7 protein-coding genes are annotated in these 10897 nt (G+C 62.3%); 1 reads left to right on the forward strand and 6 read right to left on the reverse strand.

The window, feature by feature from the left end; genetic code table 11:
* Positions 1-388: 388 nt before the first annotated feature.
* The 5 genes from ACCD00_RS05335 to pvdM form a co-directional block, all read right to left on the reverse strand.
* Positions 389-2806: a TonB-dependent siderophore receptor gene (locus tag ACCD00_RS05335; protein WP_413422565.1), complete on the reverse strand. Its 2418-nt coding sequence runs from the start codon at positions 2804-2806 to the stop codon at positions 389-391.
* A gap of 127 nt (positions 2807-2933) precedes the next feature.
* Positions 2934-4583, reverse strand: a complete 1650-nt coding sequence (locus ACCD00_RS05340; protein WP_413422567.1) for a cyclic peptide export ABC transporter — start codon at positions 4581-4583, stop codon at positions 2934-2936.
* Positions 4584-4788: 205 nt separating this feature from the next.
* Entirely contained in the window at positions 4789-5676 is an 888-nt protein-coding gene (locus ACCD00_RS05345) for a formylglycine-generating enzyme family protein (protein WP_413422569.1), read from the reverse strand.
* 29 nt (positions 5677-5705) lie between these two features.
* The gene (locus ACCD00_RS05350) at positions 5706-6986 is read right to left on the reverse strand and encodes an aminotransferase class V-fold PLP-dependent enzyme (protein WP_413422571.1); all 1281 of its coding nucleotides are present in this window, start codon (positions 6984-6986) and stop codon (positions 5706-5708) included.
* Positions 6987-7016: 30 nt separating this feature from the next.
* Positions 7017-8366, reverse strand: coding sequence for a pyoverdine-tailoring dipeptidase-like protein PvdM (gene pvdM / locus ACCD00_RS05355; protein WP_413422573.1), 1350 nt, complete (start codon positions 8364-8366; stop codon positions 7017-7019).
* Between the two features lie 243 nt (positions 8367-8609).
* Here pvdM and ACCD00_RS05360 point away from each other — a divergent pair, with 243 nt between their 5' ends.
* Positions 8610-10229 (forward strand): PvdJ/PvdD/PvdP-like protein, encoded by a 1620-nt coding sequence (locus ACCD00_RS05360; RefSeq protein ID WP_413422575.1) that lies wholly within the window; start codon positions 8610-8612, stop codon positions 10227-10229.
* A 147-nt stretch (positions 10230-10376) separates the two neighbouring features.
* On the opposite strand, the gene ACCD00_RS05365 is transcribed toward ACCD00_RS05360, so the two are convergent.
* Positions 10377-10897 (reverse strand): TolC family protein (locus ACCD00_RS05365; protein WP_413422577.1); only part of this gene is annotated, 521 nt, incomplete at its 5' end.

Consider the following 10897-nt stretch of genomic DNA (forward strand, 5'->3'; position numbering starts at 1 on the left):
GGACTCACAGGTGCAGCGTTTTACCAGTAAGCACGCGTTATTGTTAACGACCATCGCGAGCATGCTCGCTCCTACAGGTGGAAGCAGTCAGCCATCGGGTTCGCCGCGCCAGCCACTGTAGGAGCGAGCTCGCTCGCGATGGACTCACAGGCGCAGCGTTTAACCAGTGAGCACGCGTTATCGTTAACGACCATCGCGAGCATGCTCGCTCCTACAGGTGGAAGCAGTCAGCCGTCGATACCGGACAACCCGGGGCCGCCGCGCAGCCACTGTAGGAGCGAGCCCGCTCGCGATGAACTCACAGGCGCCGCGTTTAACCAGTAAATACGCGTAATCGTTAACGACCATCGCGAGCGAGCTCGCTCCTACAGGTGGGGGCACTCAGTTATCAGTACTGCGCGCGCAGGCTCAGGGTTACGGTGCGCGGGTCGCCGTAGAAGTTGGTGCCCCAGGAGGCATCGACGCGGTCGTAGTACTTGCGATCGAACAGGTTGTTGGCGGTCAGTGTCGACGACAGGTTTTCGTTGAACTTGTAGCCGACCTGCGCCGTGGTGACGGCAAAACCGCCTTGCCGGAACTTCACGTCACGCTGGAAGTAGGTTTCGCTGACCACACGCACGCCACCGCCGACGCTGAAGTCCTTGAGCGGACCGTCGGTGAACTCGTACTTGGTCCACAGGTTGTAGTTGTGCTTGGGCGTGATGGTGCTGAAGGTCTTGCCTTTGTTGGCCTGGTCGCCGTCCAGGAACTTGGTGGAGGTGTAGGCGTAACCGGTGACGATGCTCCAGTTATCGGTCAGGTTGCCGCTCAGCTCGGTTTCCCAACCCTCGCTGCGTGCCTTGCCTTCGGTCATGTAGGCACCGGAGTTGTTGTCGTATTCGGCGCGGTTTTCATCGTAGATGCGGAAGGCGGCGATGCTGGCGTTCAGGCGGCCGTCGTAGAACTCGCGCTTGAGGCCGATCTCGTACTGCTTGCCTTCGCGCGGGCCGACCGGCTCGCCGTTCGTTCCGATTTCGCTCTGCGGTTTGAACACGCCGGTGTAGCTGAAGTAGGTCGACAGTTCCGGGGTGATCTTGCCGATGACGGCGCCGTACGGCACGACCTTGCGGTTGATGCTGGTGTGGGCCTGGCCGAAGTTGTTGAAGAAGGCGTTGGCGTTCTTCGCGTCGCTTTCGTACCAGGTCACACGGCTGCCGCCGATGACATCGAGCCAGTCGGTGACGTCGAACTTGGCGCGGGTGTAGACGCCATACTGATCGGACTTGGACCAGTTGCCGTTGACGTGCGCATAGTCTTTGCGGGGAATGTCGATGCTGCCCGGATCGAACACGTTGATCGGGAAGTACTCGCCGCCGCCGTAGGTGAAGTCCTTGTCCAGGTGCTGGTACTCGGCGCCCAGGGTGAACTCGTGCCGGCGATTGGCGAACTCGAACGGCGTGGTCACGAAGCTGTCGACGCCGATGGTCTTGATGTGGGTGTAGTAGTCGTAGGCCACGGCCCAGCTGTCACCGGTGGCCGGGTCGACCGCGCCGTCGGCCCAGGTGAAGTTACGCTGCGGGGTTTCGGCATCGCGGTAGGTCAGGGTGGTCTTGAACTGACCGCCGTTGTCCAGTTCGTGGTCGAGTTCGGCGAAGGTTTCCCAGACTTTTTCGTTGAGGGTGTTCCACTTGGCATCGACGAAGGTCGAGCGAGGAACGTCGAGCAGTTTGCCGTCGGCGTAGGCCGGCAAACCGAACGCCGGGGTGGAGTTGTTCTTCTGGTAGGCGCCGCCAACCGACAGGGTGGTGACCGGGTCGAGGTCGAATTCCAGGCGGCCGTAGACCATCGGGCGTTCGTTCTTCGCGTAGTCGACGAAGGACTTGTTGTTCTCGTAGGCGGTGATGAAGCGACCGCGCACGGTGCCCTCGTCGTTCAACGGGCCGGTGACGTCCACCGAAGAACGGTAGCGATCATAGGAGCCGGCGGCCAGTTCACCCCCGAGGGCGAATTTGCTCAGGGCGCGCTTGCGCACCACGTTGATCGTGCCGCCGGGTTCGCCAGCGCCCTGGTACAGGCCCGCCGGGCCACGCAGTACTTCGATACGGTCGTACATCGCCAGGTCGAAACTGGTGCCCATGTCGCCCTGGCCGGTCGGCTGCGAGACGCCGTCGACCTGCACCTGGTCAACGAGGAAGCCGCGCATGAAGATGTCGTTGAGGCTGGAGCCGGAGTTGTAGGTCTTGACGGTCACGCCGGTGACCTGGCGCAGGGCGTCCTGCAGGCTGTTCAAATTCTGGTCGTCCATGCGCTGGCGCGTGACGACGGACACCGACTGCGGGATGTCCTTGAGCTTGATGTTGCCCTTGCCGATGCTGACTTCATTGGTGGTATAGGAGTGCGAGCCTTCGGTGGTCGGCCCCAGCGCCAGGCCGGTAATGGACGTCGCACCCAACTGCAATGCACTGGAGTCTCCGGCCGACGGCACCAGCGACACGGTGTTGCCATTCAACTGAAAATTGATGCCGCTCCCCAGCAGCAAGGTTTTCAGTGCCTGTTCCGGTTCCATGTTGCCGGACACCGCCGTGGACTTGATGCCGTTGACCAGGTCCTGGCTGTAGAGAATCTGCAGATTGGTCTGCTGGCCCAGCTGGCGCAATGCACTGGCCAGCGACTGGGACGGCACATTGACGTTCACCGGAGCAGCCTCGACCTGGGTAGTTCCCAGCAGCAACAGGGTCAACAGCGCGCCCGGCACGACCGTTCGGAATTTCTTTTGCCGTTCGATGGCTAATGCCAACGGCGCGCGGGACAGGGTAGGGCTTTGCATTGCTCGAATCGCTCCAGAATGGTGTGTGCAGTTTTTTAGTTAATGATAATTATTATTAGACGGACCGCTTTGGCTAAACCGGAAAACAAACTTCAAAAAAACAATGATCTGCGCGCGGCACTGACCGTCAGGCCGTTGCGCGCTCGGTGACGACCCGGCCCGATTCCATGCGCACCAGTTGATCGGCCATGTCGAAATAGCGGTCGTCGTGGGAGATGACGATGATGGTCTTGCCCAGGCGTTTCAGGTCCGGCAGCAGCTCGGTGTAGAAGATGCGGCGGAAGGTCGGGTCCTGGTCGGCAGCCCATTCGTCGAACACCAGCACCGGGCGTTCTTCCAGCCAGGCATTGACCAGCGCCAGGCGCTTGCGCTGGCCGGTGGACAGGTCGGTGGTGGTGAAACTGCCGTCCCTGACGCTGACCTTGTGTGCGATCTCCAGCCGTTGCAGGTAGGCGTTGGCATCTTCGGGAATGTGGCGGTCGCCCTGTACCACGTCATCGAACAGGTAGTAGTCGGCAAAAATCGTGGTGAACAACTGGCGGTAGTCGTCGCGATTCTGCGCATCGATGCCTTGGCCGTTGAGCAGGATCGAACCCTGCTGTGGCGCGTAGAGCCCCAGCAGCAACTTGATCAGCGTGGTCTTGCCGCAGCCGTTTTCGCCGACGATGAAAATGATGTCGCCTTGCTCGATGGTCAGGTTCACCGGCCCCAGGCGAAACGCATCGCTGCCGGGTGCGGCGGGGAAGGCGTAGCTGACGTTGTTCAACTGCAGGCTGTCGACCACGGTTGGCCGGATGCCGTTGTCGTTGAGTAGCAGGTGTGGCTCGGGCGAGGAGAACTGGCTCGACAGCTCGGCGATACGGCGGAAGGCAATCCGTGCGCGGCTCACGATCGGCAACGTGCTGACCAGATGTTCGATCGGGCCTTTCATGTACAGCAGCACCAGCACGAAGCCGCTCATCACCGCCTTGTCGGCGCTGGGCCAGAGGGATTGCAGGGCCAGTGCCAGGCCGATGACCACGAAAAACAGCATCGAACCCAGGGTCTTGGCGATCACGAAGGTGTTGATCGAACGCACCTGGGTGTCGCAGATGAAATCGGCAGTGCCCTGGATGCCCTTGACGAACATGCGCTGGCGGCGCGGGCGGTGGATGCGCAATTCCTTGGCGCCGCCGGCAATGGCGTTGTAGTGCTTTTGCAAATCGTCTTCGGCGTCGCGGGCGGCCATGAAACCCTGGATGCCCTTGCCCTGCGCGTAGAACTGGATGCCGGTGCCGATGACAATCGCCAGGACCATCATCAGGAACATCGGCCACGACAACAGCGCCAGATAACCCATGCAGCCGAGGGTCACGGTCAGGGAAATCGCCAGCGGCGCGAAGGCGAAGGCGAAGTCGCTGATGGTGTCGACGTCGTGGGTCAGTACCGGGATCAGCCGGTGGCTGCGGTAGCGCTCGATCTGCTCGATGGGCGCCGAAAGGACTTTCTCCCCAAGCGTTTTGCGCAGCCTGGCGATGATGTGCTGGCCGACGTAATTGGTGCCGATATCCGAGCAGATCGAACTGCCCAGGGCGAGCAGGCACAGACCGCCGAACAGGGCAACCACGCCTTGGGTCAGACCGTCCGGCGAGTGCAGCGCGTTGTTGATGGTCGCCAGCAGCACCGTCACGCTCAGGCCGCCGACCATGCCCAGAAGGATCGACAGACTGACGACGAGCCGGAACGGTTTCAGGAGGGTGAACAATTCATGAATTGCACCGCGCGATGGCTGGGTCATGAGCAGAGGGTTCCTTGGGTCTTGAGGCAGATACCCAGTAGAACGTCTGGTGAGGGGGTTTATTTAAAGGATGGGCGACACAAAACCTGTGGGAGCGGCGGTGCGGCGATCCGACTTGCTCGCGAAAGCGGTGGATCAGCAAAGTTGATGTTGGCTGACACGACGCCTTCGCGAGCAAGCCCGCTCCCACAAGGGCAGGGGGTAGTCAGAGATTGCGTACTACGCGGAAACCAATCCAGTCGCCACGGGTTTGCGGGTCGATGTCATTGCGGTTGCCCGAGCGGGAAAACACCGGTGCTTCGCCCCAGTCGTTGCCGCGGATGCGCAGGGTGTCGCAATCGGGTTCGGTCCAGGCGCTGCCGTCGGTGGGCGCGCCGACATAGTCCGGGTGGTAGCAATCGGCGATCCATTCGTAGACGTTGCCATGCATGTCGTACATGCCAAAGGCATTCGCTGGATAGCTACCGACCGGAGAGGTATGGCTGTAGCCATCGGCGGGCCCGTAGGTGTTGGCGTGGGTGGCGATGCTGTACTCGGTGCCGGGGTCGAACGGGAAGGGGAACGGTCCCGTTGACCCGGCACGGGCCGCGTACTCGCGCTGGGCCTCGCTGACGATGTGGTAATGCTGGCCGGTTTTGCGCGACAGCCAGGCGACATACGCCGTGACTTCGGCGAAGTTCATGCACACCGCCGGCTGACGCGGGCCTTGGGGGTAACTCGGTTTGCCATTGGTGCATGCCCGGCCGGGACGGGTATCGCCATCGGGCAGGGTGATCCCGGTTTCCTTCATGTATTGGGCCCATTCGCCGGCAGTGATCTGGTAACGGCTCATGGCGAAGGGTTTGTCGAATGTCACCTCATGCATCGGGCCTTCATCCGGCTCGCGGCCGACTTCGCCTTCCGGGGTGCCCATGGTGAAGGTGCCGGCGGGCAGCACCACCATTTCCGGACAGTTGCGGCAATCCTTGAAGACCTTGCCCGGCAGCGGTGCCGTGTACGCCTGGGCGAGGCTCGGTACGGCACTGCCGAGCAATGCCAGCAGCATCAGGGCACCGAGGCGTTGAAGGGGCAGCCTGTACAGGGTGTTTTTCATGAGGGTTCTCGCTAAAGGGAATCGGCGGTTCAGAGCTTGCTGGCCATCAGCTCCATCAACTGGTCGATGTGCGCTTCGGTATTGAGCAGCCCCGGCGATACACGAATGATCGGCCCGACATCACGGTCCACGGCATCGCACACGACACGACGATCCATCAGGAAATTGGCGACTTCCTCGCAGTCCTGGTGCTTGATGCGGAAGAAGGTGAAACCGGCGGAATGCTCCGGTGACAGCGGCGTGACCAGTTCCACCGACGGGTGTGCCTGCAAGCGTTTCTTCAGGTAGCTGTTGATGTCGTGAATGCGCGTCGCGACCTCGGCCTTGCCCAGTTCCAGATGCAGCTTGAAGGCTTCGGTCAGCGCCCAGCGGTGTTCGAACGAGTGGTAGCCGCCGTAGGTCATCACGGTGGAAAACTGGGTGGCTTCGGAGAAGGTCGGGATGGTCGGGGTCACGTCCTTTAGCTCGTCGGAACGGGCGCAGATGATCCCGGTGCCCCGTGGGCCGAACATCCATTTGTGGGTGCCGGCGATGAAGAAGTCGCAGTGCATGTCCGGGAAATCGACGTTCTCCACGCCGAAGCCGTGTACGCCATCGATCACGTAGAGGATGCGGTCCTTGTCGGCGCGGCCACGGTTTTTCTCGGCCACCAGTTTGCCGATCTCGCCGATGGGCAGCTTCACGCCGCTGCCGGAATGTACCCAGGTCATGCCCAGTACGCGGGTCTCGGGGCGGATGTTGCGTTCGATCGCGGCCAGCACTTCGGCGGTCGAGACCTTGTACGGGTCTTCGAACAATCTGATCTTGCGAACCTTGGTGCCGTCCTTCTGGGTGCGGTATTCGAACACGCTGTTGGCGGCGTAGTGCTCGTGTTCGCTGGTGAGGATTTCCTGGTCCGGGCGCACGTGGATGCCAGCGTAGATCATCGCCAGGCCTTCGGTGGTGCTGCCGGTCAGGGCGATCTGCGACGGCTTGGCTTTAAGGTAGCGACCGGCCCACACGCGCACGTCTTCTTCACGGCGTTCGGTTTCGCCGCGATGCCAGTCCATGGCCAGGCCGGGGTTGCGATCGAGGTTGGCGCGGTGCATCTCGATGGCTTCACGTACCGGGCGCGGGTGCGAGGTCACCAGGAAGTTGGCGAAGTGCAGGTAGTTCGGGTCCTGTGTGAACAGTTGGCGCAGCTGGTCCCATTTGTCCCCGGGCAACAGCGCTGGGCTTGCGGCCTGTGCGGGCAGGTTGACGGCCGAGGCCAGGGGAATGCCGGCCGCCAGAATGCCGGCCTGCTTGAGGAATGAACGACGGTTGGTCATGGGTTCGGTTCGCTTTGGCAAAAGGAAAAATCAGTTCTGCACCACAGGCCGGGAAGACTTCTGCACCTGGTCCCAGACCCGCAGGAAGTTGCCGCCCCAGAGCTTGGCGATGTCGGCTTCACTGTAGCCGCGGCTGATCAGTTCGGCGGTCACGTTGCGGGCCTCGCTGACGTCTTTCCAGCCGTCGAGGCCGCCGCCGTCGTTGAAGTCGGAACTGATGCCGACGTGGTCGATGCCGATTTTCTTCACGGCATAATCGATCGCATCGCCGTAGTCCTTGAGGGAGGCCTTGGGTTCTTCGTCGAGGATCGAATAGAGCTGGCTGGCGTATTCGCCGAAACGCTGCTCGGGCCAGACGGTGATCACCGGATCGCCGGGCATCAGGGCCATCTCCAGGCCTTGCAACGGTTGCAGGTCGAAGCGCGCGCGCAGGGCGTTGAGCTTGTCCAGAGTGGCCTGGCTCAGCGGGCGGATGTAGGTCGGGAAGCCGACAATCTGCACCACACCGCCGCTGTTCTTGATCAACTGCATTTCCGGATCGCTGAGGTTACGCGGGATGTCCACCAGCGCTCGGGGTGCCGAGTGGGAGGCGACCATCGGCGTGCGGCTCAGTTGCGCGACTTGCTCCAGGGCCTTGGTCGACATCTGCGACACATCGATGATCACGCCCAGGTCATTGAGGCGATGGACCGCCTGCTTGCCAATGTCCGACAGCCCGCCGAGGGCATCGCGCGAATCATTGAAGAACGGCAACGGCCGCGACGAATCGGCCCAGGCGTTGTTGCCCACGTAGCTGAAGCCGAACATGCGCATGCCTCGCGCTGCCCACTTGTCCAGGGCGTTGAGGTCATTGCCCAGCGGGTAGGCGTTGAGCATGCTGATGAAGATCGCAAACTTGCCTTCGCCATGCAGGCGCCGGAAGTCGTCGGGGGTGTAGGCGATGGCCACCTGATTGGGGAAGTCACGCACCATCGCGCTGATGATCCTGTAGCGGGTTTCCTGCTTGTGCCGGGCCTCGTCGACGAAGCCGGCAGTAGGCCGATGGGGCGCGTTGGCGCCGTTCCATATTTCCGGCCAGCCGAAGATCGTCAGCGCCGCACCGGACAGGCGCCCGCGGCCGGTCTTGACCAGGTCGAACTGGCCTTCGCCGTCCTTGTCGACTTCGTTGCCGGCGGTGCCGAAGTCCATGGGCACGGTGATGTGGCTGTCGAACGAGAGGATGCGCTCCTGCAATTGATCGGCCTGTTTCATCACCTTGACCGGGTAGCCGGGATTGTCCTTGAACCAGTAATCCCAGGCGGCAAGGCCTGCACCCGCGCTGATCGCCAGGGCCAGCGGCAGGCCGATGAAAAGAGCCTTTTTCGAACGTGGTTTTGTCATTGCCGTCTCAGTCAGGTTCGCCGTCGGGGATCAGGCGCAGGGGCCTTTGCTATCTGGGGGGAACGAGTGGCTGGGCTGAGAATTTAGTTGTTTGTGCCGGCCTCTTCGCTGGCAAGCCAGCTCCTACAGGGGATCACACAATCCCTGTAGGAGCTGGCTTGCCAGCGAAGCTCTTAAATTTTCAGCAGTACTGACCGTTCTAGCTTGGATAAAGCCTGCTCCATGGCTGACACAGGTAGGGCAATGACGATTTCTCGACGATGGTTCCTCGCGGGTCTGGCGCTGACCGGTGCCGCCGTGCCGGCGGTGTATTACGGGCATCGCGAACTGACCAGGCCGGACCCGACGATCACCCCCGGCGAAGCCTCGTTCGACGTGGCGGATGTTGCCGGCCAGCGGTTGGCGGATACCTTGCGCGGGGTCTGGCAGATTCGCTTCGAAGGTCGTGACGCCGGTATCGAAGGCTTGCCGCTGGAGGGGCTGGAAGTGTTCCTCGATATCGGGCACAAGGGCCGCGGAGTCAGTGGTTATCTCGACACCGCCGAGCGTTTGCGCTCCACGCAAGAGCCCCGTTACCGGGTGCTGGGCGATCTGTCCGGGGCCAACCCGAAGCAACTTGCCTGGCGACTGCTGGGTGCCAGCGGCTGCTGTGAGTACGAGTTCGACATGACCCTGGACGAGGTCTGGGCCGGTTTCGGCAACGCTGGCAGCGGCAGTCTCAGCGGGCGCGTGCTGGACCTGAAGCGGCCACTGATGCTGCCTGCCCAGGACAATCGCTTCATTGCCGTCAAACGGGTATTCCCCGAAGCCCGCGAGCGCACCGGCCTGAATCCGGCCCTGCTCGCCTGGCTGGTATCGCCGGAGCACCGGTTGTTCCACCAGCTCTGGCATGCCTCCCGGGACAAATGGCACAAGCTGTCCGAAGACCAGCGCGGCGCCTTGCGCGGGCTTGGCTGGCAGCCCGGCCCACGGGACAAGGAGCGCGACGCCCGAGGGGCGCGCAAGGATCGCAACGGTTCGGGCGTGGACTTTTTCTTCATGCACCGGCACATGCTCGGCACTGCACGTTCGATGCAGGACTTGCCCTCCTGGACGCATTTCCCGTTGCCGCAGCCGGAACTGGCCCGGGACCGGTCCGGCTTTGCACGTTATTTCGACAACCACGACGGCACCGCGCTGCCACCGACCTGGCTGGCCGAGGACGATGACGAGTACACGCAGTGGGTCAGCGACATCAAGACCGCTGAGACGTATCACAGCAATTTCCAGGTCTGGGAATCGCGCTACCGTGATCCACGCTACCTGTCGACGCTGACCCTCGGCCAGTTCGGCTCGGAGGTCGAACTGGGCCTGCACGACTGGCTGCACATGCGCTGGGCTTCGGTGCCGCGTGATCCGTCGAACGGTCAGCCAGTGCCGTTTGCCCGTGATCCGGCGGACTTTTCCGCACGTTGGTTCGCCGCGGAAAACGACTTCCTCGGCGACCCGTTTTCCTCCCATGTGAACCCGGTTTTCTGGCATTTCCACGGCTGGATCGACGACCGCCTGGAGGACTGGTTCCGCGCCCACGAGCGCTTCCATCCGGGGCAGGTCAGCCGGCTCCGGGTCAACGGTGTGCAATGGTTTGCGCCTGGGCGCTGGGTGGAGATCGATGACCCTTGGCTCGGCCCGGTCACTCACGGCTGCAGCACCACCCCGGGGTTGCAGGCGGGCAAGTCAGTGGAAATGGACCCGGAAACCATGAAGCTGGCGTTGCGCATTACCTTTGGTGAGGACGAGAAAAAACTGGCGGGGCTGTTGCGCAAGGTGCCACAGCGGCCTTGGTATGCGCGCAATCTTAAGGCTAAACAGAGCCTGGCTTGATACCGCGTTATCGTTCTTCGCGAGCAAGCCCGCTCCCACACTGGATCTTGGTCGTACACAGGTTTTGTGTTCACTGAAGATCCAGTGTGGGAGCGGCGGTGCGGCGATCCGACTTGCTCGCGAAGGCGTACTCACTGACAACAGAAATTACAGAACCTGCCACCCCCCACCCAACGCTTTGTACAACGCAATACTGGCCTGCATCCGCGACAACCGCAGTTGCACGTTCAAATCCTGTGCCGCATACAGCGTGCGCTGGGTTTCCAGTACCGTCAGCAAGTCCTCGGCCCCGGCCCGGTAGCGGCTTTGCGCGATGTTGAACGCGGTCTGCGCCTGGCTCAGTTCTTCACTCTGCCACTGGCGCTGTTCATCCAGTCCGCGAATGCTGTTGAGGGCTTTTTCGACGTCGGCGAAGCCGTTGATGATTGCGCCGCGATAGGTCTCCAGCAGTTCTTCCTGGCGCGCCGTGGCCTTGTCGCGCTGGGCACCGAGGCGGCCGTTGTTGAACACCGGCGCGAGCAGCCCGGCGGTGAGGTTATAGAAGGGGCTGCGCAGGATATCGTCGGCCCGGTCGGCACCGGAGCCGACTTCGGCGGTGAGCGTCACGGTCGGCAGCATCGCGGCCCGGGCGACGCTGACGTCGGCCTGGGCAGCGGCCAGTTGGGCCT

Source organism: Pseudomonas sp. Pseusp3, assembly GCF_047304225.1.
GTDB classification, from domain to species: Bacteria; Pseudomonadota; Gammaproteobacteria; order Pseudomonadales; family Pseudomonadaceae; genus Aquipseudomonas; species Aquipseudomonas fluorescens_CD.